Genomic DNA, 26,270 nt, shown 5'->3' on the forward strand with positions numbered 1-26,270 from the left:
TGTCGTTCGAGTGTGAGGGTTTACAATGTCAGGGTCGCAGGCAGCTTGTTGATGTGGGCCTTCCGGCTCGCTTGAGCTTCAGCCCGCCCCCACTTCACCAGCAGCCAGTACAGTTCCTGTTGCATCCGTTCAAGCTGTCGCTTGGTGTCGCCGGAGATTTTACCTTTGGTGTCCGGGCAGTCCTCATCCTTGATTTGATTGAACTTTGCCCGGAACTTGTTGAGTTCTGTGACGCAGCGGACGGCGTAGGCCGTCTCCTTTCCATGACGCCCCGCGTGCCTGGGGAGCCCTAGCACGTGAGCTACGTCCCAGGTGCAAGGCAGGATGATCATGTTGAGGCGTGAGTTGATGTTGTATTTGACCTGCGTCTGGAGAATCTCCCGCTCTTCGGGTTTCTCAAGAACCTCGAAGACGGTTTCTTCCGGCAGGATGTGATGGTGTTCGTGCTTGAAGGGCCGAAGTTCGTTCTCGTAGTTCTGCCCTTTGCCAAACTTCCAGGCATCCTTGTCGTCCATGGGATTGACGGGCTTGTGGGAGTCCTTCGTCCCGCTCGCGGGTGTCGGGCCGCGGGCGGTCTTCATGACAAAGGTCTTGCCCATCAACCGCTGCGCTGCGGTCAGCCGCTCCTTGGCGCCGGTGCGCCAGGAACCCTTGAGGCCCTCCGTGGGGTCCAGTTCATAGAGGGAGCGCTTGCTGCGGACGCTCTTGGACTCCTCCACGCTGTTGTATTTGTAGGCGCAGGCCGGGTACGTCGGGCTCTTCGCGTGCCCCGTCACGTGTTTATAGAGACACCCCGTGGAAGCGTCGCTCTCGGGATGTTTGTCCTTGTCGGGAAGCTCGGTCCAGTGCCGTTTGGATGTCATGGTCGTGCCTCAGGCTACGGGGACGGGAGAGTGGATGAGCAGTGAGCCGCGGCCACCTTCATCGCCGCAGACCCAGAGGAGGGCGCTTGATTCTGGGAGGTAGCCTCGCTCGAATCCGCGCACCGCCATGCAGATTCCGAGTGGGCCAGAGGCCGCGCCTGTTTCTCCGAAAGAGGAGGCGGGGTACCACGTGGGTGAATCCCCGAGGTATCCATGCGCGCGCAGCGTGACGAGTGCATGGCCCCAGTCGGTCGCGCGATAGCTGTCCCCATTCAAGGCCGCGATGACCCGGAGCGCCTGGTCCCGTGGCTCGCCGAGCGAGGCCAGGGTCCGCCGGATGCAGCGCACGAGTGCTCCGCCCAGTGCAGGGTTGCGCGACAGCCGATGGACTGGCTCCGCGTCAACGTGGGGCGCATCCATCGTCGCCAGAATCCGGGCTCCGCGCCTGACCGCTGTGTCCCCGCGCTCCACGAGAATGAAGGCTGAGGCTTCCCCAGGAAGGAGTCCTACGGGATTCCCAGGTGATTTCAGCAGGCGCAGTTGGTCGAGCGCGTCGACGAGCCCGGGCTCCATGAGGCTGTCAACGCCTCCGATGATGCAGGAGTCGATCGTGCCTGCCTCGAGTTGCCGATGCGCGTCTTGCAGCGCGAGCATGAAGCCCGTCTCGCCCAAGGCGAGAGGTTGCACCTTCGGAGTGGCGTGGAGCCTCGCGCTCCGGAGAACGGCGGGGATCAGTCGCTGTTGGTAGCTGGCGAGGCGTTCCTCGTGGTTCGCGGGCGGGACCGCTTCTCGCTCAGCCAGCTGTTGAAGGTAGTAGCCATTCGGAGCGCAGAGATGGAACGCGCATCGTGGCCCGAGGAGCTCCCGGTCGGTCCGCGAAAGCAAGTCCAACAATGCCTCGGTGGCCAGCACCGCGAGGCGGGCATGACCCGAGAACCCCTCGGTGAGCCAGGGGATGCCAATACCTCGCGCGGGTTCGAGGTGTCGGCTCTCTGGGTCCCATACCTGCACATCCTTGAGCTCACTGATGCGGGACAGGCCCGCACGGCTGGCAGCGCAGCTGGCGATGACATCGTCGCCAAGCGCGGAGACCATGCCCAGCCCCGTGATGGCCAGCCGCCCCGAGGGTGGGCGTGTGCTCGGTCGTCGGCGGTCCGAACCCCGTTGCGCCAGGGGCATCACCCGCTGAGGTCGCGCGGTGGCGACCAGTTGCTGGAAGGGCTGATTGGGACTCACCCGTCCCAGGACGTCCTGGCTTGTCTGCAGCTGGGTCCGCTGTCTCGAAGTGAAGCTTCGTGACGAGAGGAGAAGCTGACCGCGGCTGCGCAGCTCCAACTCCTGAAGCAAGACGTGGCGCCGCCGCATGGGCACGTGCTCGAGACATTCCAGCAGCCACTTCCCGCTCAAGGGAGCGCCCAGCAGGTAACGTGCCCCGCGCTCGAAGCGGCCTCGGTGCTCCTGCCACCAGGTGCGGACCGCGTCAGACGCGGCGAGCGGGAGTTTGTCTGCGGAAGTGGGTTCCTCCGCATCGCCAGAGTCGTCCTCCTCTTCGGGATCGGAGGACTCCGGCGGTGTGCGCGCGTAGCGGCCCGTGAGACGCAGGCCAGTGATGGCACCGAACGCTTCCGCTGCGAGCCGTCCCAAGGCTGCGTCGTCGAGCAACTGCAAGCAGTGCTCCGCCGCCTCGACGCGCCCGCTGAATCCCAGGGCCCAGATGACCTCGTCGCGGTTGCTGGCCGATGTTGCCGCTTCCAGCAGCCACTCCATATCGGCGCCGCTGCCCCCGAGTCCGAGCAGGAGCAGGGCTCTCCCGTCTGGAGCGGGACCCTCGGCCAGTTTTCTGCACAAGGGCCAGGCCGAGCTCAGGCCCATGGCCAGTGCGGTCTGGAGTGCTTCGGCACGGACGGTGGGGCTCGGTGACTCCAGCGCCTTGAAAACCGAACGCTCGGAGACTCGTGCCTGGGTAACGCGAGCGACCTTCAATGCTGCCGCGACCACCTCGAGGGATGCGTGCGAGAGCAGTGGCTCAAGAGGGAGTCCGGGCTCCTCGCCCCAGGCAGCCATGACCTCTAATGCGGCGGCTTGCACGCCGGCTTCCGGCGCGGCGAGCATGGGTGAGAGGGATTTCAAGACGCGCGGCGAGGCACACAGCTCCAGGGCGCGTCGGAGTGAAGGGAGAGTTGCACTCTCGGCTTGCGCGAGCGCTTCGAGGACCGCGGTCTCCGCCTTCTCGTCTCCGGATGAGAGCAAGGCCAGTGCTGCCGCGGTGACGACCTCCGAGTCCTCCGCCGCGAGTCCTGGAAGCAGCAGTTTCTGGTGAGCGCGGGGGCCACCCAGCACCAGAGCGTCGACGTGCGCCAGCATGCGCGCCTCGGGACCCTCGGCCAACTCCGTCAGGGTGTAGTCCGGGGAGTCCAGCCCACGCTCCCAGACGGTCCACAGGAAGGAGGCCTCGTTGAGGTGATCCTCCAGAAGCTCCTGTTGTGCTTTGGAGGATGCGGGTCTCATGGTGCATTCAGCTGCCGCGGTGCGCGCCGCACTCAGTCATCAAAGTCATTGCTGCACGCCACGCACTTGGGCTTGCCCGCGCTCTTGCCGATCGCGACGACCGGCGGTTGAATCAAGGGCGCGGGCGGCGTGTTCTTGTCGTTGTGGAGCATGAGGTCCATCGCGCGAGCGACGTTCTTGCCCTCGAACTTGACGTCGAACGAGAAGTTCGCGAACTCGGCCTTGCCTTTGGTCTTTCCTGAGGCGACGCCACCAGCGGAGCCAGCCTCATCACCGGTGCTGGTGCTGAAGTTCGAGTCCTTCACGCAGACGGGATTGCCCTCCACGCTGACGTTCTTGGTGCCCTTGTCGGTGTCGGACGACTTGGCGACATTGGGATAAGGGATGGGCACGGGGCCACCGGGGGTCGGTGTCTTGCAAACATCTGGGAATGCGACCGTCACCCCGTTCGAGTCCTTGGTCACCACGGACATCTTGTTGACACCGACCGTGTTCGCCATGAGACCAAGTGTAGCCGTTGGCCTTCGAAGGGGGCAAATCCGACCTTGTTCCGCTACCGAGGTCTGCGCCCTGCAGCGGATCATCCCAGGGGTGGTGTCGCCGGTGACTTCAAGCCACCGATGAGGCATTGATTGTCTGGGTTTCAGGGCGAGTGACATCCCTTGAGATGGCGATACTCCCAGCCAGGGGGTTGGCCATGGCGCTGGATGCGCTTGCCCACCTGCCCCGCAGGGTGGGGTGGGCGAGGAACCGGCCCGTCGTTCGGGCCCGCGTGAAGTCTCGGTGACTTGGGGGGACCGAGGGGGCCGGCGCTTCGCTGGGCTTGGGTGCTTCTGTCCTGGCATCGCCCTGGGGCACTGCCCACCGTTGGCCCGTGAGCGGGCCACCCGTGGGCCCCAGCGACGAGAGGAAGGCACCGTGAGCGAGGAGTCGATTCCCGAGAGCGAGTATCACAAGCTCAGCCCCTTCGAGCTGAAGGACGAGCTCATCCAACTCGCGGACGAGTCCGTCCGCACGCGCGCCGCCGTGATGATGAACGCCGGGCGTGGCAATCCCAACTGGGTGGCCCTCACGCCTCGCGAGGCGTTCTTCCTGATGGGCGAGTTCGCCCTCACCGAGAGCCGACGCGTCTGGAATGAACCCGACGTCGGACTCGGCGGCATGCCGAAGTCTCCCCAGATTGCTCAACGCTTTCGCCAGTTCCTCGCCGGCCGCGAGGACAACGCGGCCGTGCGCCTGCTGCGCGACGCGCTCGACTACGCCACCTCCACCCTCAAGTTCGACCCCGACGCGTTCATCTGGGAACTCACCGACGCGGCCATCGGTGACAACTACCCCGTGCCGGACCGGATGCTCGTCCACACCGAGCGCATCGTGCAGCAATACCTCGCTCAAGAGATGTGCGACGGCTCGCCACCGCCGGGCCGCTTCGACCTCTTCGCCACCGAGGGCGGCACCGCCGCGATGACGTACATCTTCTCGTCGCTCGTGGCCAACGGCGTCCTCCGAAAGGGAGACACCATCGCGCTGGGCGCGCCCATCTTCACGCCCTACCTGGAGATTCCGCGCCTCGACGAGTTCGCCTTCCGCACCGTCGATGTCTTCCAGAGCGAGACCACCGCTCACGGCGAGCACACCTGGCAGTACCCGGACTCGGAGCTGCGCAAGCTCGAGGACCCTCGCGTGAAGGCTTTCTTCGTGGTCAATCCGTCCAATCCCGGCGCGGTGGCCATGCGGCAGAAGTCCATCGATCAGCTCGTGCGGCTCGTGCGCACCAAGCGCCCCGACCTCATCATCCTCACGGATGACGTGTACGGCACGTTCGTCAATGGCTTCCGCTCGCTCGCGGCGGACCTGCCGCACAACACGCTCCTCGTCTATTCCTACTCCAAGCACTACGGCTGTACGGGCTGGCGGCTGGGCGTGGTGGCGCTGCACGAGGACAACGTCATCGACGCCGCCATCGCGAAGCTGCCCCAGCCCGAGCGGGCGCGATTGACCGCGCGCTATGGCTCCATCGCGCTGGAGCCCGCGAGCTTGAAGTTCATCGACCGGATGGTGGCGGACAGCCGCGCGGTGGCGCTCAACCACACCGCGGGCCTGTCCCTGCCGCAGCAGCTCCAGATGGCGCTGTTCTCCCTCTTCACGCTCTTGGACAAGGACGAGTCCTACAAGAAGCGCTGCCAGCGCATCTGCCGAGACCGCTTGCAGGCGCTCTTCCAGGGCATGGGCATCCCCTTGCGAGACGACCCGCTGCGCACGGCCTATTACCAGACGCTCGACCTGGAGGCCTGGTGCCGGGAGCACATCGGGGAGGACTTTGTCGACTTCGTGGAAGCGCACCACGACCCGTTGGACATCGTGTTCACCCTGGCGCGGCGCTATGGCACGGTGCTGCTCAACGGCAGTGGCTTCGATGGCCCGCCCTGGTCAGCGCGCGTCTCCCTGGCGAACCTGGATGATGACGCCTACCCGCGCATCGGAAAGGACCTCAAGGAGGTCGTGCTGCTGGCCATCAAGGAATGGAAGGAGTCCGGGGGGGCTCCTTCGCGCACGATTCACTGAGGTCCGGGAGGCTCGACCATGGGACGTCTTGGCACGGTCTTGAGGAGCTGGCTCGTCATCTGGGGGCTCGCGGTTCCCGCGCTCGCGGTGGCGCAAGGGCAAACATCCTCGCAGGAGAAGGCGCCCGCGGCAGCCGCGGCCCCGAACCCGAAGGATGCAAAGCCCGAGAAGCCACTGGCCAAGGTGCGCATCGTCGCCACGGGAGGCACCATCGCGGGCTCCCAGGGCAACGCGCAGCAATACGGTTACAAGTCCGGGGCCTTCAAGGTGGAGGACCTCATCAAGAGCGTGCCCAACGTGGACAAGCTCGCGTCACTGAGTGGCGAGCAGGTCGTCAACATCGGCAGTCAGGACATGAATGACGCCGTCTGGTTGAAGCTGGCCGCGCGAGTCAACGCGCTGCTCGCCTCGCCCGACGTGGACGGCGTGGTGGTGACGCACGGCACGGACACCATGGAGGAGACCGCCTACTTCCTCGACCTGGTGGTCAAGAGCGACAAGCCCGTGGTGCTGGTCGGGTCGATGCGTCCGGCCACGGCCATCAGCGCGGACGGGCCCGGCAACATCTACAACGCGGTGGCGGTGGCCGCGGATCCGAACGCGAAGGGGCGCGGCGTGCTGGTGGCCATCAACGATGAAATCCACGCGGCGCGGAACGTCACGAAGATGAACACCACCAACGTGGAGACGTTCCAGAGTCCGAACCGGGGCGCGGTGGGCGTGGTGCACACGGGCGACATCAACTGGTTCGAGCGCATGGACAAGAGGCACACCACGCAGTCGGAGTTCAGCGTGGCCGGGCTGGAGAAGCTGCCCCGCGTGGACATCCTCTACGCGCACGCGAACATGAGCCCGGACCTCATCGAGGCGGCGGTGAAGAATGGCGCCAAGGGGCTCGTCATCGCGGGCGTGGGCGACGGGAACATGACCCAACAGGCCATCGATACGCTGGCGAAGCTGGCGAAGAAAGGGATTGTCGTCGTGCGCAGCAGCCGGGTTCCCACGGGGCTGGTGCTGCGCAACAACGAAATCAACGACGACTCGATGGGCTTCGTCGCCTCGGGGGAGTTCAACCCGCCCAAGGCCCGCGTGCTGCTCCAGCTCGCGCTCACCCAGACGACAGACCCGCACAAGGTCCAGGCCGCGTTCGACAGTTATTGAGCGCGCCGGGGTTCGCCAAAGAAAACCGCCTGCCTCGAAACGGGTTTCCGAGGCAGGCGGACTTCATGACCTCAAGCTGTCGGACGCGGGGTCACTCCGTCGCCGGCAGACTGCAATAGCCCGGCGCCGGGGTGCTGTACCAGGCGCAGATGTTCTTCGGACAGAACTGCTGGGTGGTGTAGCTGCGGCACCACGAGTCGGGAGCGCCCTGCGCAGAGACGTCCTTGTTCGGCTGCTCCTCGCTGCCCGCGCCACAGGCGCTCACCAGACCGACCAGACTCACGAGAGCCAACAATCGCATTGCCTACCTCCGGTTTGGGGGGGTGTGAAGCCTAACTCACCTCCGGTGCTAGCTGCGGCCTTTCAGCTTCCACCACACCCAGCGGACCCAGGACGCGGGACTCGGCTCGACACGCATCAGGACTTCGTCCTCGCGGCCTCGGATGGGCGCGGGCAAAGGTGGCCCGCGTGCGGGCGAGGGCAGTGGCTCGGTGCCGTGCAGCCCTCGGGCCTGTCGCTCCATCACCTCGGCGAACGAGCGGCGAACTCCGTTGCGCTGCGTCACGGGTGCGGCGCTGTCCACGCGCTCGGTGGCCCGCACACGGAGGACGCCGTCCGCGCCCTCCGCTCGGGAGATGCCGGAGACCCGGTCGACGGGTCCCCGTGTTCGACGTCCGTGGCTCATGCGGACCTCCAGCCCGCGGGAGCGTAACGCCCTCGCGGCGCTCAGGCCACCGAGCCTCGGCGTGGTGCTACCCCACCTTCTCCTCGGTGGCGCGGGTGATGCGGTCGAAGTCGAAGTTGGGCGAGGGGTCGTGCTTCTTACTCGTGATGTCCTTGTGGCCCACGACGTTGTCCACGGGGACGTCGTAGCGCTTGGCCAGATAGGGGACGAGCTTCTCCAATGCCTTGTACTGGGCCTCGGTGTAGGCGTCCTTGCCATCACCCTCGTTGACGATCTCAATGCCAATCGAGCGGTTGTTCACGTCCCCCGGCTTGCCCGGCAGCGAGCCCTCTCCCGCGTGCCATGCGCGCTTCTGGTCGCCGACGAGCTGGTAGATGGTGCCGTCCTTGCCAATCACATAGTGGGCGCTGACGGGACCGCCGCGCTGCTCCTTGTACCAGACCTTCGCCTTGCCCCAGGGCGTGCTGGACTTGCCCGTGAGCGTCTCCAGGCTGCTCGTGTCAGAGCCATCCGCCGTGTGGTGCAACACGATGGAGTCGATGTCCTGGCCCGCGGGCCGGTCATTGAAGTTCTTCGAGGGCCGCACGACCATCGGCGGCGTGGGGTTGGTGGGATCCGTCGACGGCGGCGTCAGCGGCGCCGGGGGTTGGGGCGGCGTCGGAGCGGGGCCTGGGCTCGGAGACGGCGTGGGTTGAGGCTTCTTCGACGGCTCGAACGTGTCCGTGGGCTTCGGCGTCGGCCCGGGCGTAGGCGAGGGCGCTGCCTTCGCCGTGGGCTTGGGTGATGACGTGAGCCCGAGCGGGCGCAGCACGGTGTTGCGAAGGATTCGCGAGAAGGGTCCGACCATGGGGAGAGATCCGGGACGGCGTGGGGAGATGAACGATTTATCGGCCCGGGCGCGACCAAGTTGTGCCGAATTCTGCGAAGACGTTGCGGAGGCAGCCTCGTGACGCGTCAGGCCGATGCTTCGCGTGCGAGCGCTTCGCAACAGGCCAGCACTTGCGCGAAGGGCCACTCCTCCAGTGCGCCAAAGAGCGCGTGGCCTCCCAACTTCGCGCGCGTCAGCGCGGGGCTGCTCAACCCGCACAAGAAGCGCGCGGCCTGTCGCGGGTGTCCCAGGGCCTCGGGGTGTCGCGCGACGAGCGCGCGGAACGTGGAGGTGTCGAGCTGCTGACGAGGCTCGGGGCGAGCCCGTGGTGCGGGAAGGGACTGGGCCACGCCCGTGCGACAGAAGGTGCAGTGTCCGCAAGGGCGGGCGCGCTGCTCGCCGAAGTGGGCCACGAGCGCGTTGGTCTGACAGCCCGCATGCGTGACCAGGCGCAGCACCGCTCGGACGCGTGAGAGCTCCTGGGCTTCGCGCTGCTCGAAGCGGCCCTGAAGCAGCGTGACGAGCGCCTCGGCGTCTTCGTGGGGACGCAGGCGCGTGTAGCGCTGGCGCGGCTCGGAGACCTGCGTCTCCGCGAGCCCCTGCTCCTGGAAGTAGTCGAGGGCCTTCATCACGCGCTCGCGTGGCTGGCCCAGCGCCTGGGAGACGGCTTGCATGTCGAAGGTAAACCAGGTGCGCCCCTTCTTCGCGTGGGCGAACAGGTCGCGCACGAAGCGCGCGCGCTCCCCTTGGAAGCGCCCGGACAGCTCCTCCAGCGACACGAGGGGCCGCACCTTGTAGCCCGCATAGTACGGCGTGCCTTGTCGCAGCACGCCCGCCAGCTCCAAGTAGGTCAGGGCCGTGCGCAGCACCAAGGGGCGCAGGTCGTGGCGCTGGCCCAGGGCGAACAGGTCCACGTGCGGCTCGGGGCCCGCGCCGAGCAGCTCGGTGACGAGTCCTCGGAGCGCGACCGGGAGCGGTGTGTCTCCCAGCGCGAAGTTCTCCAAGGTGGGCACGTCGTCCGGGCACGCGAGCAGCTCCACGATGGACGGCTGGCCGTCTCGTCCCGCGCGGCCCACTTCCTGGCTGTAGCTCTCCAGGCCCTTGGGCAGATTGTAGTGGTACACGAAGCGAACATCCGCCTTGTCGATGCCCATGCCGAACGCGATGGTCGCCACGACGATGCCGGAGGCCGAGGCCGTCCAGGCTTCTTGCACCTGCGCGCGCGCCTCGGGCTCCATGCCCGCGTGATAGGCGCTCGCGGGGAAGCCCTTCGCGCGGAGCATGGCCGCCACGCGCTCGGCCGTCTGCTGAAGCGTCACGTAGATGATGGTGGGCCCGGGCGCGCGAGCCCGCAGTCGCTCCACCAGCAGCGCGTCTCGCTGCTCGGCGGAGGTGGGGGTGGTCTCCAGCGTGAGGTTGTCCCGGTAGAAGCCAGTGACGATCGCGTTCTGCTCCGGGATGCCGAAGCCCTGGCAGATGTCGCGGACGACGGAGGGCGTGGCCGTGGCGGTGAGCGCCAGGGTGCGCTCGACCTTCAGTGCACGGGCGGCCTGCGCCAGCTTCAGATAGTCCGGACGGAAGTTGTGGCCCCACTCGGAGACGCAGTGGGCTTCGTCCACGGCGAACAGGGAGATGCGCAGCCCGTGCAGCAGCTCCACGAAGCGCTCGTTGTTGAAGCGCTCGGGGGCCACATAGAGGAGCTTGAGCGCGCCCGTGCGCAGCGCGTCCGTCACCTCCCGCGAGTCCTCCAAGGACAGAGAGGAGTCGAGGCGCGCGGCGCGGATGCCTCGGCGCTCCAGGGCATCGAGCTGGTCCTTCATCAGCGCGATGAGCGGAGACACCACCACGGTGAGTCCCTCGAGGACTTGCGAGGGGAGCTGGTAGCAGAGTGACTTGCCTCCGCCGGTGGGGAACACCGCGAGCGCGGACCCCTGCGGTGGCAACAGCCGCGAGAGCACTTCGCGTTGGCCGGGGCGGAAGTCGTCCAGCCCGAATCGCTCGCGCAGCACCACGCTCAGCGTGTCGTCTCGCATCGTCCATCCTTCGCCGACGGGGCGGCGTTCTCCCACCGAGTCGATGAGGTGCCGCCTCTCTTTCCGGAGGCGCACTCCACCGTCAAGCCCCGTTCTTGATGCAAGCGGCGTGTTCGAGGTGGAGCCCATCCCTTCGGACCGCGGCGGCGCTGCGATGCGTCTTGCGTCACCGCCTCGCGTCACGTCGCGCGCGGAGGTGGCACGCGGCCTCTGGTGTGTGGGTGCGCCACCGGCTTCCTCGCACGGTGGCTGCGTGGGTGCGGACCGCGGGCGCGCGGCTCAAGACCTTGGAACAAGACGGGTTGCGCGGGTGGGTTCGCACAAATGTCAGTCCCCCAGTGCACAACGTGCGCGGTTCGTTCAACCCCGTGCCGTTGTTCATCGAGAAGGCTCAGAATGTCCGCGATTTCATTTCTGTCGGGCGGCGAAGTCCTGGAGCGCGTTCGCCGCTGTGCCGCGTCTGTCACCCGCTATCCCCTCGATATCCTCACCGCGGAGGCCCAACTCGAGGATGAGCTGGGGATCGACTCGGTGAAGCTCGCCGAGATTGTCGCTGTCGTCTGCCGAGAGTTCGCCATCCCCGCGGAGTCGCTGCCGCGAGGTGGAAAGGCCCGGACGTTGGGGGCCATGGCGGAGCAGGTTCACGTTCTGCTCGGGGATGCGCGGCCGTCCCGAGTCATCGCTCCCGTCCCCGTGCGCGCCGAGGAGAAGGCTCCCACGCCTCCGGTCGCGATCGTGGCGGAGTTGGAGCAGCGCGTGCGGGCGGTGTTCGCTCGCGTGACGCGCTATCCCGAGGCGCTGCTCACGATGGAGGCGGACCTGGAGGACGAGCTGGGGATCGACTCCGTGAAGCAGGCGGAGGTCCTGGCGGTGCTCGTCAAGGAGCTGGGGCTGTCCCAGGCGCCGAAGCCGTCCCAGCGATTGAGGACGATTGCCGCCATCTGCGAGGCGGCGCGGGTGCAAGGGAAGCCTGCACCGGCTGCGCCTCCCGCCGAGGCACCGGCTGCTCCGCGTGTGGCTCCTGCCGCGAAGGCGCCTCGCACGCGCGCTCCCTTCGAGGGGAAGGTCGCCCTCGTCACGGGATCCGGCAAGGGCATTGGCAAGGTCATCGCCACGCGGCTCGCCAGCGCGGGCGCCACGGTCATCGTCAACTCGTTCCACTCGCGAGAAGAAGGGGAGCGCACCACGCAGGAGATCCTCGCCGCGGGCGGACAGGCGATCCACCTGTGGGGCTCGGTGGCGCAGGAGGAGCACCTGGAGCGGATTTTCTCCGCCATCGCGGAGCGGTTCGGTGGGCTCGACTTCCTGGTGTGCAATGCGTCCAACGGTCTCATTGGCCCGTTCGATCGAATCACTCCGCGCGATTGGGACAAGGCCTTCCGCACCTGCATCACGGGCACCTACGAGTGCGCGATGCGCGCGCGGCCCTTGATGGCGCGTCGCGGTGGCGGCTCCATCGTCACGATGTCCACGTCCATGTCGCAGCGGTACATGCATGACCTGGGCTGCCAGGGCGTGGTGAAGGCGGGAGTCGAATCGCTCACGCGGTATCTGGCGGCGGAGCTGGCGCCCGAGGGCATCCGCACCAACTGCGTGTCCGCGGGGCCCGTTCACGGCGAACTGCTGGAGATGTTCCCAGCTGCGGCGGACCGGGTGGCGCGGTGGGAAGCCGCCACGCCCGGCGGAGTGCTCTGCAGCGCGGATGACGTGGCCGACGTGACGGAGCTGTTGCTGGGCGCGAAGACGCAGCGCGTGAATGGCGCCATCTGGGTCGTGGACGCCGGGCTCTCCGGCACCGTCGATGGATTGTTGCCGAGCACGGACCGCGAGACTTCCAACGGACATGGCCGGCGCGTGCAGCCCACGCTCGATGCCTGACAGGGGACGGACCACCATGGGCTACTTCGCCGTCCCGTACGACATCCACTTCGATGACACGATGGCCTACGGGAGCCATCACTTCCTCACCAACTTCAAGTTCCAGTGCGCGGGCCGAGAGCACCTGCTCTTCAGCCCCCACTTCTTCGAGGTCCCCGAGTTCCGGCGCGACTTCGATCAGGTGCTCCTGCTGACCTATGAGGGGTACTCGCGCAACCTCGCTCCCGCGAACCTGGGCGACTCGCTCGTGGTGCTGACCACGTTCGAGGAGCTGGGCGAAGTCTCCGTGCGCTTCTGCTTCCGGACGCTGAAGAAGGATGGGACGCCGGTGGCTTGCGGCTACCAGACCGTCCTGTGCGCGGACCGGGGAACGGGTCACCTGCGCGCCTTCCCCGCCTCCTTCCGCCCGTGCTTCGAGTCGCTGCGCGCGATGTTCGAGCCGGAGTCAGAGGACAGCTTCCGTGACCGGGTGCTGCGAGGCGGCGCCTCGACCCATGGCCTCTTCCCGGACTCGCTCCGGGCGCTCGCGCGCGAGCTGCTGGCGGGCCCCACGCCGCTGGGGAGCGCGCGCATCGTGGAGGAAGCGTCGCCCGTGGCCCCCACGGGCCCCGCGCTCCCCGTCATGTTGCCCGAGCCTCGACTGGCGCCGGGCTCCTCGGTCTTCCTCTTCGCGGGACAGGGCTCCTTCGACCCCGCGCTCTTCGTGCGACTCAAGGCGCTCCAGCCCGAGCTGCGCGACGAGCTGGCCTCGGTCGTGGACGTGGCGCGCCTTCACGGGCTCGATGCGGCGCCGTTGCTCGCGGCCGTGGATGCCACGGCGGTTCAAGCGGCGTTGGAGCGCGCGCCCTTGTTGGATCAGCTCGGCATCTTCCTGTCGGGTGTCCTCGGGGCTCGGTGGCTGTGCCAGCGCGGCGCGACGCCGGACGTGTTCGTGGGACACAGCTTCGGAGAGATCGCCGCGCTGACGGCGGCAGGCGCGTTGGACCTGCGTGGGGGCGCGGAGGTGGTGTGCCTGCGCATCCGGGCGCTTCAGTCCGTGGCGGACGACCTGGGCACGCTCGCCGCCGTGGCCCTGGGGAGAGAGGAGACCGAGCGTGCCATCGCGGACAGTGGCGCGCGACGGTTGGAGCTCGCGGGCTTGAATCATGCTCGGCAGACGGTGGTCTCTGGCGCTCGCGTGGAGTTGGAGCGGCTCCAAGGCCATCTGGCGCGGCGGGGGCAGGGGTTCACGTTCGTCACCAGTCGCTATCCCTTCCACCACTCGGGGCTCGCGTCCGCGGCGGAGGTGTTCCGCGCCTCGCTGGCTCACGTGACGATGAAGTCTCCCCAGGGGCTCGTGTACTCGCCCATCGAGCGACGCGCGTATGCCGGTGCGCCGGGGGAGCTGGCCTCCGCGCTCGCCTCTCACCTCGTGCGTCCGTTCGACTTCCTCGGCGCGGTGGAGACCCTGGCGCGCGCGGGCTGCACGCGCTTCGTGGACTGTGGGACGGACGGTCGGCTGGCGCGCATCGTCCGACGCATTCTTCCGTTGGACTCCCAGGTCGAGACGAGCACCCTCGTCAGCGCGCTGCCGGAGCCCATGCCCGCGCAGGCGCCGCGTCATGAATCCGCTGCCCCCATGCGCCCCTCGCGTGGGCCCGAAGGCAGCGCTGATTCGGAGATCGCGGTGGTGGCCCTGGGTTGCATGCTCCCGGGTGGAGCGAAGGACCCGGAGGCGTATTGGCAGAACATCCGGCGCGGCATCAGCGGCATCGTGGATCCCGGCGTGAATGAACCGTCGCTGGTGACGGACTTCGTGGGACCTGCGGGCACGCCGGACCGCACCTATACGCTCCTCACGGGCGCGGTGCGGGATGCGGACCTCGTGGCTCCTGCCGGCATGGCGCCCTCGCGGTTCCAGGGCTACGTGCGGGAGCAGAAGCTGCTGGCCATCGCGCTGTCCCAAGCGATGCGCGGTCTGGGTGACGTCACGGCATGGAGCGCAGGGCGCATCCAGTGCTTGCTGGGATCCACGGCGGAAGGCTCCGCGGACTACGACGCCGCGCTCAGCCTCGAGGCCGGCGAGGCCCTGCTGCGTGCCCAGGGGGTCCATTCCGCGGAGGTGGACGTCGTGGCTCGCGCGGCGCGCTCGGTGCTCGGAGTCACGTCTCACTCCTCCGCGTTGGCGCCGCATCCGACGCTCCAGGCGGTGGTGACGGAGGTGGTGGGCTCGGGGGTCTCCACGGTGCTGCTCGACGCCGCATGCGCTTCGTCCCTCTATGCCATCGCGCTGGGGATGAAGGCGCTCCAAGCCGGCGACGCGCGGCTCGTCCTGGCAGGAGGCGTCTTCTCTCCGGGTCCTGGCAACAGCTGTCTGTTCTCTCAGTTCAATGGCCTGTCCGCCACGGGGAGTCGTCCCTTCGATGCGCGCGCGGACGGGGTCATCTTCGGAGAGGGCGCGGGCGTGGTGGGGTTGATGCGGGTGTCGGATGCGCTCGCGTTCGGGCTGCGGATCCACGCCGTCATCCGTGGCGCGGGGCTCTCCAGCGATGGGCGCAGCAGCTCCGCGAACGTCCCTCGCTCGGAGGGACAGGTGGCCGCGATGAAGGCTTGCTACGCGGCGGCTCAGGTGGACCCGTCCACCATCCAGTACATCGAGGCGCACGGGACGGCCACGCCCGCGGGGGATGCCACGGAGCTGAAGTCGATGGCGCGCATCTTCGGAGGCCAGGGCAAGGGCGTCCAACTGGCCAGCGTCAAGGCGCTGATTGGCCATGTGGGCTGGGCCGCGGGCGCCGCGTCCGTCATCAAGCTGTGCAAGGCGCTGGAGCATCAGTGCTTCCCGAAGCAGTCGAACTTCGACCACGCGGGCGCCGAGCTGCGCGCGCTCGGCTCGGACTTCGAGGTGTCCACGCAGGAGCAGCCCTGGCCGGAGAACGGCGTGCATCCGCGCCGTGCCGCGACCAATGGCTTTGGCTTCGGCGGCACCAACGCGCACCTGGTGCTGGAAGAGTATCGAGAAGGTGCGGCGTCGCGCCGGGTCGAGCCTCGGACCACCGAGGGGCTCAATCTGGTGGTGGTCGCAGCGGAAGGACTGTTCCCGGATGCGAAGGGGGCCCCCGTCGCGGGAGTGCCGGCGGACACGGGCACGCGCTTCGACACGCGGGCCTTCCAGTTGCCGTCCACGGTGCGGCTGTTGCCAGACATCTCGGAGGACATGGACTTGACGCAGGGCATGGCGCTCTCGGTCGCGAGCGCACTCGTCCAGAAGCTCGCTGGCTTCGACGCGCTCAAGTCGGGGACCGCCATCGTGCTCGGGCTGGAAGGGAAGACCCGGCGAGGCGTGGAGGCCATTCAACGCGTCCTGGCCTCATCCACGCGTCGCGGTCTGCTCGCGCTCGCGGGGCGCACGCCGGAGGGGCCTGCGCTGAGGCCGCTCGCGGAGCGCTTCCACGACGCCGTGCTGAACTCCTTGCGGCCGTCGGGGCCCTATACGCTTCAAGGGATGATGCCCAACGTCACGCCAGGGCGGGTGGCGGGAGCGCTCGACGTCAAGGGGCCCAACTTCGTCATCGACGCGGCCGGTGCGTCGCTGGCGGCGGCGCTCCGCGCCTCACGGGGCATCTTGGAGAGCGGCTTCGAGCTGGTGCTGGTGGGCAGCACCCACGTGCTCCGACCGGGAGCGCGTGAGATCGCGGCCACGCCCGCCGAGGGCACGGTGTTGCTCGCGGTCACGACGGAGGCGATTGCCACGCGGCGAGGACTGACACCGCTCTGTCGGCTGCGCGCGTCCTCCGAGGGCTCGACCTCGCCGGCTCCGCACACGGAGCTGCCCGCGCACTCCGCGGGTGAGGCGTTGGCGCTGCTGCGCGCCGCGCGTGCAGCGGGAGCGGGACACGCCACCACCCTGCGCTTCCATCCGGAGGCGGCGACGGGCGCGCGGCTGGAGGTTCAGCTCCAACCCATGACACCCGCGCGGGCCTCCTCGCCGAGCCCGCAAGCGGAGCCTGTCGCGGCCGAGGTGTCCGAGGGTTTCGACCACTCGGCGCCCATCGGCTATCACGCGCCGGTGCTCGTCGAGCGCTCGGTGCGGGCTCCGGGCACTCCGCGGTTGAAGGGGCGCCGGGTGCTCTTCCTCGCGCGAGACGAGGCCATGGCCCGCGCGCTGGCGAACCATGCGGAGTCGCTGTGTGGGCCTGACTACTTCATCCTTCATGCGGGGGGCGCCGGCGGCGTTGGGCGGGTTCGAGGTCTCGACCTGTCACGAGAAGACGCAGTCGAGGCGGGCCTCGAGGCGCTCGCCTTCGAGCCGCAGGTCATCCTCGCGGTCTGCCGACTGGAGCCCGAGGTCCGCGAGGTGGAGGTCGTCACTGAGACGGCCTTGCGCCATGAGGTGCTGGAGTTGCTCTTCCTCGTCGCGCGGCGGACCTACGAGCGCCTCCGCGCGGGAGAGGTCGAACTGGTGAGCGTGTGCGTGGGCGGAGTGGGGCCGCGACGGGTCCTTCACCCCGTCACGGGCCTCTTCGCCGGAATGCTCAAGTCCATCGCGCGCGAAGTCCCTGCTCGAAACGTCCGCGCCATCGCGACGTCGCCGGGAACGCTCCAGGAGGCCCTCACCCAGGCCATCACCGAGCTGGGCTCGGAGGAAGAGGGGGAGCACTCCGTCGAGGTCTGCTTCGACGGACCCCAGCGGTGCGTTCGTCGCCTGCGTCCGACGGTGCGTCCGGCGAAGGGGGCCGCCCTGCTCGATGCGAACTCCGTGGTCCTGCTGACCGGAGGTGGTCGAGGCGTGACCGCGGTCCATGCCGCGGCGCTGCTCAAACGCTACGGATGCAAGGTGGTGCTCCTGGGGCGCAGCGATCCCTCGGATGCTCCCGAGCAAGTCTTGCGCGCCGCGGACGACGCACTGCCCACGGTGGAGCGGGAGTTCTACGCCGCGGAGTTGGCCGCCAACCGCGCGGCGAAGATGCCGGAGCTGCGCGCGCGCTTCGAGCGCTACCTGGCTGTGCGTGAGTTGAGAGCGACGCTCGAAGGACTGGCGAGACTCCCGGGGCGGACCGTCTACCGCGTCGCAGACGTGACGAATCCGAGCGACGTGGCGCGGGTCATGGATGAGATTGCGCGAGAGGAGGGGCGCCTGGACCTCGTGGTGCATGGGGCCGGAACGCAGACCTCCAAGAAGTTGAACCGGCGTCGGCTCTCCGAGCTACGGACGAACCTGGGGACCAAGCTGCTCGGGTTGAGGAACCTCCGGGACGCTTGCGAGAGCCGGTTCTCGAAGCCGGTGTCATTCCATGTCCTGACGTCTGCCTTCAGCTTCTTCGGCAACGATGGACAGGCGGACTACGGCGCGGCGAACGAGGCGCTGGACCGGCTGTGCGCCTGGGTCAGCGATGCCAGCCAGCAGGTGCGCTGGTGCAGCGTGGGGTGGCTCGCCTGGGATGGAATCGGGATGACGCGTGGCTCGGAGTACCGCGTGCTGGGAGCCAGCCGTCAGCTCCGAGGCATCCGCGCCGAAGAGGGAGAGGCGCTGTTCCTCCAACTCGTCGAAGGACAACCGAGCGAGCCCATCAACGTGCAACTCACCGACAGCGAGCGTGCCTTCTACGCGTTGGAGCTGCTCCCACCCGAAGCTCCGCGAAGCGCGGTGATGGGGCCCGTGCGGCGAGACGTCGTGGTCGATGCGAATCGGGTCCCGTGCCTGGCGGATCATCTGGTTCGGGGCACTCCCACGCTGCCTGGGACATGGGCGCTGGACTTGATGCTGCGCGAAGCACTCGGCGACCAACGGCCCGAGCTGCGCACCGTCACCATCGAGGACGTCCGCTTCTCACGCTTCATCCGAGTGAAGCCCGGAGGCCAGCAGGCCTTGCGCGCGGAGTGCACGACGCTGGAGGACTCGAAGGCGCGGCTCGTCGTCCAGGTGAAGCTCACGGGGGACATCGTCCACGCGACCGGCGTGGTGCTGGAGCGAGACCTCGTCTACGCCGAGGCCCGCTTCACGCTGACCGCCGATGCGCCTCGGGGTGAGCCGTGGCTCGACCTCGCGAAGCCCTCGGGCGCTGGCATCCCGGCGCACGACCCGCATTGCGCCACCGGTGGCCCCATCGAGCTGCGGAAGATGTTCGATTGCCTGACGGACATCACGCTCGACCGGTCGGCGCGCTTCGCGAAGCTGGGCCTCCCCTCGACACCGGGGCAAGCCGGGGACGCGGTTCCCGCGCTCGTCATGGACGCGGCGCTGCGGCTGAGCGCGATGCATGTCGAGGGGGTGTCGGACGCGGTCTTCGCGCCCACGCATTTCCAGCGTGCCACGTTCGACCGAGGGCTGGTGACGGGCCAGCGCGGGGGGCCTCCGCACCTCTCACTCAAAGCGCTCACGCCTCGACTGGAGGGGGACGTTCTTCGCTGCGGCACTGTCGCGGCCATCGATGACGCGGGACGCCTGCGGATGTTGCTCGAAGGTGGCCTGGCGCGGCCCATGGCCTGAACGTCGTTCTTCATCGGTGACCCATGAATTCGACCGCGCTTTCAATGTCGACCGTTCCCGTTCCCGTGGACGACCCGAAGTTGCTTCGCTCGGAGCTGCGGCGCCTCCTGCCCGCGGAGGCGTTCAAGCCTCAACCGCTCCGAGGCGTCATCGCGTTGTCGCTGGTGCCACTCAGCATGGTGCTGATGGGGTGGATTGCGTGGGGAGGGCTGCCTGGTTGGGCCTGCTTCCTCCTCTCCTTCGTGGTGGGGCAGTTGGTGACCACGGTGGGGCTGGCCGCGCACGAGGCCCTGCATCACGCGGTGTTCCGCAGCCGGCGTCTCGAAGACCTCATCGGTTGGTTGGGCTTCAGTCCCTTCCTGGTGACGCCCGGCAACTGGCGCGCGTGGCATGTCCAGGCGCACCACAGCGCCGCCAACGTCCACCTGCAGGACCCGGACATCCTCCCGCGCCAGCCAGACCTCCGCACCCAACGGTTCGCACGGCTGTTCCACGCGATCTCACCGGGCTCGCGAAACTGGCTCAGCTACATCAGCTTCAGCCTGTTCTTCACCGCACAGGGGCAAGCGTTCCTCTGGTACCACTGCGACCAGCCGCAGTTCCGACACGTCCGGTTGAGCCGGCTCCGGGAGCGGTCGTTGACGGTGCTGCTCGCGCTGGGCTGGGGTGGCCTCGGGTGGATGATGGGGCCGAGGGGCGCGCTCTACGCGCTCGTGTTGCCGCTCGTCTTCGCCAACATCACCTTGATGATCTACATCGCCACCAATCACTGGCTACAGCCCGCGTCGGAGGACAGTGACAACCCGTTCGTGAACACCGCCAGCGTGCAGACGCACCCGGTGATGAACTGGCTCCACCTGAACTTCAGCTATCACCAGGAACATCACATCTTCCCGGCGATGAGCCCCAAGTTCGCCCCGCTGGTGCGCGAGCACGTGCGAGCGCTCAACGCGGAGGCGTCCACGGTCTATCCCCACCTCCGGGCGCTGCGGATGCTGTACTCGCGGCCGGCGCTCTATTCCCCCGTGGATGGGCGCACGTTGGTGGGACCCGAGGGCGCGCCCGCCGTGACGACCGAGTCACTGCGCCACCAATTGTTGGCCCCGGACTCATCGGCATAGGAGCGCTCCGGGGGGGCGCGGGCATCTCCGGGGAAGCGCTCCCCGGGGGTGCCGCCTCGCGCGCCGGGTCCACCGTGTCGTCAGCGCGGCGGAGCGTCACAGCGCCAGGAGCACATCCACTTTCGCGCGCAGGACCTGGGCCTCGGCGTGCTTGCCGAGGCTGGCGAGCTGCTCCGCCGCGTCCCGGCGCTCTTGAATCTCTCGCTGGACGAGGGCGTGCACTTCCTCGGGGGACAGCAGCAGACGGGGCACCTCACCGCTCCCCAGTCCGCCCGAGGTTCCGGCGACCTCTCCGAGCACGGTCGCGGGGGCGTGACTCAAGTCGGGCGCCTCGGCGTTGTCGATGGCGGCGAGCGTCTCTCTCAGGACCGCAACGCCGTGCGTGTCGCGATTGCGCAGGGCGGTCTTGATCGAGGTGCGCAAGGTGGCCTTCCACTCCTCCACGGTTCTCATGCGGTCACCGTAGCGGCGCCGCCTGGGGCGCTCAAGCGAAGTCGGGACCTCGGACTCCGGAGGGGGGCAGGCGCGTCGGCTCACCTGCCAGCATTCCTCGACGAGGACTTCACGCGCGTGTCGGAGCGCCACGGCGCCCCTTCCCAGTCCTCGCGATGACCTTTCCTCGCGCGTGACACCCACGGTCAGGGATGCGCTGCGCCCGAACGCTCTATCCGGAGCGCACGGCTTCAAGTTGACAGGATGCTGTCTGATTCATACATCGACAGCATGCTGTCGAAGTGGATGTCCAACCCTGGGGAGTCGAAGCGTGCGTGAAGCCATGGCGATGTGCCTGAGTCGTCGGGTCTGGGGTGTGTCGTGGGGACTGCTCCTCGCGTCGTGCGCGAGTCACCCTGGCACCCAGCCCGAACCCGGGCCTCCTGAGGTCGTGATGAAGTCGAAGGTCGTGGAGGGACCGCAGGGGCGCTTGTCCGTGCGGGAGGCAGGAGCAGACGGGGCGCCGCCTGTGGTGTTGTTGCACGCGGACTCGGGCCGGGCGAGCCAATGGCAAGAGGTGCAGCTTCGCCTCGGGCGCGAGTACCGAGCCGTCGCGCTCGATTTTCGCGGCAGCGGAGAGAGCGAGCCCGCGAGGGATGGAGACTACGGCTATGGGGGGCGGGCCGCGGACCTTGGCAGCGTGGCGGACGCGTTGGGTCTGAAGCGCTTCGTGTTGGTGGCCCACAGTGGTGGCGGCGCGGTGGCCCTGGAGTACGCGGCGCATCATGCGGAGCGCGTCGCGGGGCTCTTCCTGGTGGATCCGCCCACGGACCCTCGGGCCTTGCCGCAGGCCGTGCGAGATGGGTTCGTGGCGGCGCTGAAGGGACCGGACTCGCTGGCGTTCCAGCAGGACTACTTTCGCTCGATTGCCGGCGCGGACCCAGTGGTGCGCGAGCGCGTGGTGGTGGACTGCGCGGCCGTGGCCCCCGCGTGCCGCGCGGGCGTGGGCGCGGCGCTGGCGGAGTGGAACCCCGAGCCCACGCTGAAGGCCTGGCAGGGGCCCTTCTTCATCCTCGCCAGCGCCGCGAATGACAACGCGAACGCCCTCTATCGCTTGCGCGCGGACGTCCCGCATCAGGTGTTGTCCGACACAGGACACTGGCTTCAGCTCGAACAACCCGCGATGGTCGAGGATGCCATCCGGCGGTTCCTCGCTGGACTGGAGTCGGAGGCCCCCTGAGCATGCCCGTCGAGAAGAGCGAAGCCGCGTCCATCCTGACCGACATCGTCCTCCTGGTGTTCCGGCTCGAGGGCGGCTTCATGGACGCCGCCGAGCGCATCGCGATTCCGGCGGGGCTGACGGCCGCGAGTTGGAAGGTGCTGGGGGCCACGCTGGAGGCGCCGCGCACCGTCGCGGAGATTGGCCGCAACATGGGGCTCGCGCGCCAGAGCGTCCAGCGGCTGGCGGACATCCTGGTCTCGGAGGGGCAGGCCACCTATCTCGACAACCCCGCGCACAAGTCGGCGCGGCTGCTGACGCCGACGCGGGCGGGCCGCGCCGCCATTGACCGGCTGCGCGATCGCCAGTCTCGCTGGGCCAGCGCGGTGAGCGAGGGGCTGGGCGAGAAGGCGCTCGCGCAGTGTCGCGCGACGCTGCGCGGGTTGGTCGAGCGGACGGAGCAGGTGGAGGCCGAGTCGCGGGAATCGGACTGAGCGAAGCGATTGCGGGAGGGCCGTTCTACCCAGGAGCCAGGAACTGACTGGTCATCCTCAAGCGCCCCTCCCCTGGCTTCTTCCCATGCAGTTCTGACGGCAGGGGGTACCACGGTGTCATTGACATACATGTCGCGCATGCTTGGCTTGGGTTTGTTGCTCCTGAGCGTGGGGTGTGGAGGCGGTCACGGGGTGAAGCCCGGAGGCCCACAGTCGGGCACGGCGTTGTTGATTGGAAATGTGGGGGGAGATGGGGGTGGCTTCATCATCCTCCCGAACGGAACGCTCGGGCGCATCCCGCCTTGGACGGGCCCCCTGGCGGTGCGGTGGTTGGATTTGCTGTCGAACGCGGTGCTGTTGGACCGGCTGGAGGACTCCAAGGATTCAGAGGAGCAGGCCCTGCGGCCTCGCGTCGAGCAGCGCATGGCGGACCTCGCGGTGGAGGTCCGGCGGCAGATGGTGCCGGAGCCCAACTTCGCCACCGAGGCGCTGCAGCGGGAGATGGTGGTCCTCATCTACCTGAGCCCGGGCGTGTCGCGGGATGGCGGTGGCTACGCCATCACGACCAATGGACGCATCATCAAGGTTCCACACCACAGCCCTGACGCGCTCCGGGTCATCCTCCAGGTGGCGCAGCGGCTTCAGCTCGCCCCGGAGCCGCGCGGCAAGCCGCAGCCGGACCCCTGGCGTCCCATCTTCGAGCAGCTCGAGGTGGGGCTGGCGGATGCCATGAGGGCGCTGCCCGCTGCGCTCCAGGCGCTCAACTGACCCGAGCCCGTTGCCCGTCCTTGGAATGGACGGGCAAGCCGGGCGTTGGGAGTCCGCCGTGGGCCTCGCGTGGGGAACACGTCCACGCGAGGGGCTCATGATGCAGGGGTGACCGCAGGGCAGGGGGTGGGCGCGCTGCTGATGAGCAAGTCCTGGGCGGCGGTGGTGCGTGAGGACCTCCACGTGCCGGGCGAGCCTGGCATCCGGCTGGCCCAGGACCTCGCGCGCGCCGGACACGCGGTCTTCGTGATGGATGCCCGAGGGTACGGAGGCTCCACCCAGCCTCAGGCGATGAGCGTCCCCGCGGCGAGCCCGACGCTGGTGGGCTGGGCCACGGGCGGCCATTGGGCGGGCATGTACGCCAGCCTCCATCCGGAGCAGGTCAGTCACCTGCTCATGCTCAACGCGCTGTACGCGGGGAGCGCGCCGCACGCCATGCTCGGGCGCGGCACGGACTTCGAGGACCCTCACCGGCCCGGCCAGTTCAACACCGAGGGACTCCAGGCCTACCGCTGGGACACGGCGGCCTCGCTCCATCCCCGTCGAGGACACGTCGCAGTGGCGCTCGCCCGAGGTGGCCGCGGCCATTCAGCGCGAGGCGCTCGCGAGCGACCCGTTGGCGGGAACGCGGACTCCGCCCGCGTTCCGCGCGCCCTCGGGAGCGCTGGAGGACAGCTTCTACCTCGCCATGGGTCGGCAGCTGTGGGACGCCGCCCCCATCACCGCGCGCGTCCTCATCGTGCGCTCGGAGAAGGACTTCTGGAGCCGGCCCGAGGACGTCCGCCGGCTCCAGGAGCACCTGGCGCACGCGGCCCAGGTGAAGGCCGTCACGCTTCCAGGTGCGACACATTTCGTGCATCTGGACCGCCCCGACAAGGGGCGGGACCTGTTGCTCGCGGAGACCCTCACCTTCCTCGCGGAGGGCTCCGCGTCGCGCGGGCCGTAGCCTCGCTCAGTACGACACCACGGTGTTGGGCAGCATGAGGCGGCTGTCGCGCACGGCGGGCGCGGCGGAGTCCTCCAGGCTGAGCTGGATGACCGCGTGGTGGTGGCGCTTCAGCTCGGAGACGGGGGCCCGGAAGTGGATGGGTTTCGGAATGAAGCGCAGCGCTCCGGCGCTCCCGCTGGCCTGCTCCTGGTAGGCCCCGAAGTCATCGAACCGGGCCTGGACCTCCACCGTGGCGGCCGCGCTTCCGGACGGGAGCCAGAAGTAGGCGACCAGGGGCGAGTGGTCCGCGAGCGCCAGGTTCATGGCCTGCGCGGTGGGCTGAAGCGCCACGGTCAGGGGCTTGCCGTCCGCGGTGATGGTGACCTCGCGGATGCTCGCGAAGGCGGCCTCGTAGTTCGTGGCGCGGGTTCCCGTCAGGCGCAGTTCGTAGCGTTCCGCGACATTGTCCGCGTCGTCATGCCCGCGGATGTCCATGGGCGTGTTCCCGCTGTCACACGCCGTCCCCAGCAGCCCCAGGGCCAGGCTCACTCCCCACATCCAGCGCATCCCTTGCTTCACGGCGTCCCCCCCACCGACTGCATCAAGTCCACAGCGTGCACGGGCGTGCTCGGGCCCGACTGAAATCCACGAGGCGGCGTCAGCTGCGCGCCCTGGTGGTGCAGCGACAGCAACCGCTCCAGCGCCCCCTGCTGCCCGGACGTCCCGGTGAGCCACTGGTTCTCTGCGTCCTGCATGGCCTGCGCGAAGTCCGACGACGGCGTGAAGAGGCGGCGGTTGCACTCGCCCACCACCAACTCGCGCGCCAGCTGCGTGCGCAGCGCGCGCTCCGGCGTAGCGGGCGCGCCCTGCATCTCCAGCGCGGGGTTGGCCCAGAGGACCTGCAGGGCCCTCTGCACCGAGTCGATGACGACGCCCGGGGCCAGCTCGATGCTCCCCGTCGCCAGGCAGCGGTCCAGCGCCTGCTCATGCGTCAGATAGAAGCCGCGGTCCTGGAGCGGCCGAGGCGTCGCCGGCGTCAAGAACGGGCAGCTCGTCATGTCGCCGATGGCCAGCGGCGCCTGGGTGGTCAGGAAGGTCGCCACGCTGGTGGTGACGTTCACCGCGAAGAGCGCGTTCTCCAGCGGGTTGACCGTGTAGCACTGCAGATAGAACGTCCCGTCCGTGGTGAACGAGCCCGAGCACGGCTGGATGCCGACGTTCGGGAGGGTGGGACCGTAGTCCGCGAGCACCCCGGTGGTGGGGTCGAACGTGCACAGCCGCGCGGTGTAGCTGTTGTAGCCATAGATGATGTTGTCGAGCGGGTTGACGGCCCAGGCGAGCGGCAGATGGTCGAACGTGTGGCCCGTCTGCGTGACAGTCAGCGTGGGCAGGTCGATGGTCGCCCAGGTCGTGCCGAAGTCTCCCAGCACGTAGGTGCCCGTCCGCGTCACCGTCCCGATGATCCACTCATGCCCCGCCAGCTCGGGAAGAGGCCGGACGTCCTCGATGGAGCCGTCCGAGGCGATGCGAATGAGGTGGGGGTTGGGGTCGGGGATGAGGTGCTCGTTGCTGATGGCGTAGATGTGGCCATCCAGCGGGTTGAGCCCCATGGCGTCATAACCCCACTCGACTGTCGTGGAGATGGGCGCGGTGGCGAAGGTCGTCGGGTCCAACGAGTGCAGGTCCGTGACGGTGGCCACGCGCGAGGACACGTAGAGCGTGTCGCCGCACGTGAACTGGGGCGAGGCCTTGCACTCGACGAAGGTGGAGCACTGGGCCGAGCCCGTGTCCCAGCCAATCTCCAGCGTGTCCGAGAAGGACGGCGTCCCACCGCCCAGGGCCTCGCAGTCCGCGAGGCTGTTGATGGTGTGGTCGAAGTCGTAGGTGACAGAGTCCCCCACGGGGATCGTGACGGGCGGCGCTGGCGTGAAGGACCAGCCGAACGGCGCCAGCAGCGGGTCCTCCGCCGTCAGCAACTCCGAGGGCAGCGTGGGGTGGGTGTTGCTGACCTGGTAGTGGAAGTGAAGCGTGGCCGGGTAGCTGGACAGAACCAGACTCGACTCGCCATTCACTTGCGTGGTGCACTTCAAATCGTGGGCGCTGGCCTGGCCTGCCAGGAGCAGCGTCCCGAGGAAAATTCCCCATGAGGTTGGTCGCATGCGCGCCTGCTGTGCAGGCCGAGTGCCGAGCCCGGGTTGGCCCATTCATGTCCTGGGATGGGCAGATACAGGCCGGACACAGGCCCCAAGCGGGGCAACCTGGGAACAACGCTGGCACG

The 26,270-nt window shown here is 68.4% G+C and carries 19 protein-coding genes; 9 read left to right on the top strand and 10 right to left on the bottom strand.

Annotated features, from left to right (window positions below):
- Window positions 1–20: 20 nt before the first annotated feature.
- From KRR26_RS20325 to KRR26_RS20335, 3 genes are read right to left on the bottom strand one after another with little or no spacing between them, the layout of a single operon-like run.
- On the bottom strand, window positions 21–863 hold the full coding sequence (locus KRR26_RS20325; protein ID WP_120210567.1) for an AHH domain-containing protein: 843 nt from the start codon (window positions 861–863) through the stop codon (window positions 21–23).
- A gap of 9 nt (window positions 864–872) precedes the next feature.
- The gene (locus tag KRR26_RS20330) at window positions 873–3,371 is read right to left on the bottom strand and encodes a TIGR02270 family protein (protein ID WP_120210566.1); all 2,499 of its coding nucleotides are present in this window, start codon (window positions 3,369–3,371) and stop codon (window positions 873–875) included.
- A 32-nt stretch (window positions 3,372–3,403) separates the two neighbouring features.
- Window positions 3,404–3,871: a DUF4150 domain-containing protein gene (locus tag KRR26_RS20335; protein WP_120210565.1), complete on the bottom strand. Its 468-nt coding sequence runs from the start codon at window positions 3,869–3,871 to the stop codon at window positions 3,404–3,406.
- 418 nt (window positions 3,872–4,289) lie between these two features.
- Between KRR26_RS20335 and KRR26_RS20340 the strand changes: the two genes are divergently transcribed.
- Entirely contained in the window at window positions 4,290–5,936 is a 1,647-nt protein-coding gene (locus KRR26_RS20340) for a bifunctional aspartate transaminase/aspartate 4-decarboxylase (protein ID WP_328707177.1), read from the top strand.
- Between the two features lie 18 nt (window positions 5,937–5,954).
- Window positions 5,955–7,097 (top strand): type II asparaginase, encoded by a 1,143-nt coding sequence (locus KRR26_RS20345; protein WP_217080598.1) that lies wholly within the window; start codon window positions 5,955–5,957, stop codon window positions 7,095–7,097.
- A 91-nt stretch (window positions 7,098–7,188) separates the two neighbouring features.
- Here KRR26_RS20345 and KRR26_RS20350 read toward each other — a convergent pair whose 3' ends face one another.
- From KRR26_RS20350 to KRR26_RS20365, 4 genes are all read right to left on the bottom strand, one after another.
- Window positions 7,189–7,398, bottom strand: coding sequence for a hypothetical protein (locus KRR26_RS20350; protein WP_120210562.1), 210 nt, complete (start codon window positions 7,396–7,398; stop codon window positions 7,189–7,191).
- A 48-nt stretch (window positions 7,399–7,446) separates the two neighbouring features.
- Window positions 7,447–7,782, bottom strand: a complete 336-nt coding sequence (locus tag KRR26_RS20355; RefSeq protein ID WP_120210561.1) for a hypothetical protein — start codon at window positions 7,780–7,782, stop codon at window positions 7,447–7,449.
- A gap of 67 nt (window positions 7,783–7,849) precedes the next feature.
- Window positions 7,850–8,629 (bottom strand): N-acetylmuramoyl-L-alanine amidase, encoded by a 780-nt coding sequence (locus tag KRR26_RS20360; RefSeq protein WP_217080599.1) that lies wholly within the window; start codon window positions 8,627–8,629, stop codon window positions 7,850–7,852.
- A gap of 107 nt (window positions 8,630–8,736) precedes the next feature.
- The gene (locus tag KRR26_RS20365) at window positions 8,737–10,683 is read right to left on the bottom strand and encodes a RecQ family ATP-dependent DNA helicase (RefSeq protein WP_120210559.1); all 1,947 of its coding nucleotides are present in this window, start codon (window positions 10,681–10,683) and stop codon (window positions 8,737–8,739) included.
- Window positions 10,684–11,079: 396 nt separating this feature from the next.
- On the opposite strand from KRR26_RS20365, the gene KRR26_RS20370 reads away from it, so the two are divergent.
- The 3 genes from KRR26_RS20370 to KRR26_RS20380 are packed head-to-tail and all read left to right on the top strand — an operon-like array spanning window position 11,080 to window position 20,151.
- Window positions 11,080–12,561, top strand: a complete 1,482-nt coding sequence (locus tag KRR26_RS20370; protein ID WP_217080600.1) for an SDR family oxidoreductase — start codon at window positions 11,080–11,082, stop codon at window positions 12,559–12,561.
- Window positions 12,562–12,577: 16 nt separating this feature from the next.
- The gene (locus tag KRR26_RS37470; protein WP_217080601.1) at window positions 12,578–19,030 is read left to right on the top strand and encodes a type I polyketide synthase; all 6,453 of its coding nucleotides are present in this window, start codon (window positions 12,578–12,580) and stop codon (window positions 19,028–19,030) included.
- Window positions 19,031–19,074: 44 nt separating this feature from the next.
- Window positions 19,075–20,151, top strand: coding sequence for a fatty acid desaturase family protein (locus tag KRR26_RS20380; protein WP_236068877.1), 1,077 nt, complete (start codon window positions 19,075–19,077; stop codon window positions 20,149–20,151).
- 96 nt (window positions 20,152–20,247) lie between these two features.
- Here KRR26_RS20380 and KRR26_RS20385 read toward each other — a convergent pair whose 3' ends face one another.
- Window positions 20,248–20,604 (bottom strand): GatB/YqeY domain-containing protein, encoded by a 357-nt coding sequence (locus KRR26_RS20385; protein WP_120210555.1) that lies wholly within the window; start codon window positions 20,602–20,604, stop codon window positions 20,248–20,250.
- 433 nt (window positions 20,605–21,037) lie between these two features.
- Between KRR26_RS20385 and KRR26_RS20390 the strand changes: the two genes are divergently transcribed.
- The 4 genes from KRR26_RS20390 (at window position 21,038) to KRR26_RS37845 (ending at window position 24,010) form a co-directional block, all read left to right on the top strand.
- Window positions 21,038–21,823: an alpha/beta fold hydrolase gene (locus tag KRR26_RS20390; protein WP_158611592.1), complete on the top strand. Its 786-nt coding sequence runs from the start codon at window positions 21,038–21,040 to the stop codon at window positions 21,821–21,823.
- Between the two features lie 2 nt (window positions 21,824–21,825).
- A complete protein-coding gene (locus KRR26_RS20395) occupies window positions 21,826–22,296 on the top strand; it encodes a MarR family winged helix-turn-helix transcriptional regulator (RefSeq protein WP_120210553.1) in 471 nt (156 codons plus the stop codon).
- Window positions 22,297–22,425: 129 nt separating this feature from the next.
- Window positions 22,426–23,064 (top strand): hypothetical protein, encoded by a 639-nt coding sequence (locus KRR26_RS20400; RefSeq protein ID WP_147423093.1) that lies wholly within the window; start codon window positions 22,426–22,428, stop codon window positions 23,062–23,064.
- Between the two features lie 370 nt (window positions 23,065–23,434).
- Window positions 23,435–24,010, top strand: coding sequence for an alpha/beta fold hydrolase (locus KRR26_RS37845; protein ID WP_407931728.1), 576 nt, complete (start codon window positions 23,435–23,437; stop codon window positions 24,008–24,010).
- A gap of 6 nt (window positions 24,011–24,016) precedes the next feature.
- Here KRR26_RS37845 and KRR26_RS20410 read toward each other — a convergent pair whose 3' ends face one another.
- On the bottom strand, window positions 24,017–24,541 hold the full coding sequence (locus KRR26_RS20410) for a hypothetical protein (RefSeq protein WP_147423092.1): 525 nt from the start codon (window positions 24,539–24,541) through the stop codon (window positions 24,017–24,019).
- Window positions 24,542–24,567: 26 nt separating this feature from the next.
- Entirely contained in the window at window positions 24,568–26,151 is a 1,584-nt protein-coding gene (locus tag KRR26_RS20415; RefSeq protein WP_147423091.1) for a DUF6923 family protein, read from the bottom strand.
- Window positions 26,152–26,270 lie beyond the last annotated feature (119 nt).

It is taken from the genome of Citreicoccus inhibens (genome assembly GCF_019039035.1).
Classification (GTDB): Bacteria; Myxococcota; Myxococcia; order Myxococcales; family Myxococcaceae; genus Citreicoccus; species Citreicoccus inhibens.

Excerpts from the sequence above, each read along its gene's own strand:
- KRR26_RS20325 (WP_120210567.1), bottom strand. The coding sequence starts at position 863 with ATGACATCCAAACGGCACTGGACCGAGCTTCCCGACAAGGACAAACAT.
- KRR26_RS20330 (WP_120210566.1), bottom strand. The coding sequence starts at position 3,371 with ATGAGACCCGCATCCTCCAAAGCACAACAGGAGCTTCTGGAGGATCAC.
- KRR26_RS20335 (WP_120210565.1), bottom strand. The coding sequence starts at position 3,871 with ATGGCGAACACGGTCGGTGTCAACAAGATGTCCGTGGTGACCAAGGAC.
- KRR26_RS20345 (WP_217080598.1), top strand. The coding sequence starts at position 5,955 with ATGGGACGTCTTGGCACGGTCTTGAGGAGCTGGCTCGTCATCTGGGGG.
- KRR26_RS20350 (WP_120210562.1), bottom strand. The coding sequence starts at position 7,398 with ATGCGATTGTTGGCTCTCGTGAGTCTGGTCGGTCTGGTGAGCGCCTGT.
- KRR26_RS20355 (WP_120210561.1), bottom strand. The coding sequence starts at position 7,782 with ATGAGCCACGGACGTCGAACACGGGGACCCGTCGACCGGGTCTCCGGC.
- KRR26_RS20360 (WP_217080599.1), bottom strand. The coding sequence starts at position 8,629 with ATGGTCGGACCCTTCTCGCGAATCCTTCGCAACACCGTGCTGCGCCCG.
- KRR26_RS20365 (WP_120210559.1), bottom strand. The coding sequence starts at position 10,683 with ATGCGAGACGACACGCTGAGCGTGGTGCTGCGCGAGCGATTCGGGCTG.
- KRR26_RS20370 (WP_217080600.1), top strand. The coding sequence starts at position 11,080 with ATGTCCGCGATTTCATTTCTGTCGGGCGGCGAAGTCCTGGAGCGCGTT.
- KRR26_RS37470 (WP_217080601.1), top strand. The coding sequence starts at position 12,578 with ATGGGCTACTTCGCCGTCCCGTACGACATCCACTTCGATGACACGATG.
- KRR26_RS20380 (WP_236068877.1), top strand. The coding sequence starts at position 19,075 with ATGTCGACCGTTCCCGTTCCCGTGGACGACCCGAAGTTGCTTCGCTCG.
- KRR26_RS20385 (WP_120210555.1), bottom strand. The coding sequence starts at position 20,604 with ATGAGAACCGTGGAGGAGTGGAAGGCCACCTTGCGCACCTCGATCAAG.
- KRR26_RS20390 (WP_158611592.1), top strand. The coding sequence starts at position 21,038 with ATGAAGTCGAAGGTCGTGGAGGGACCGCAGGGGCGCTTGTCCGTGCGG.
- KRR26_RS20395 (WP_120210553.1), top strand. The coding sequence starts at position 21,826 with ATGCCCGTCGAGAAGAGCGAAGCCGCGTCCATCCTGACCGACATCGTC.
- KRR26_RS20400 (WP_147423093.1), top strand. The coding sequence starts at position 22,426 with ATGTCGCGCATGCTTGGCTTGGGTTTGTTGCTCCTGAGCGTGGGGTGT.
- KRR26_RS20415 (WP_147423091.1), bottom strand. The coding sequence starts at position 26,151 with ATGCGACCAACCTCATGGGGAATTTTCCTCGGGACGCTGCTCCTGGCA.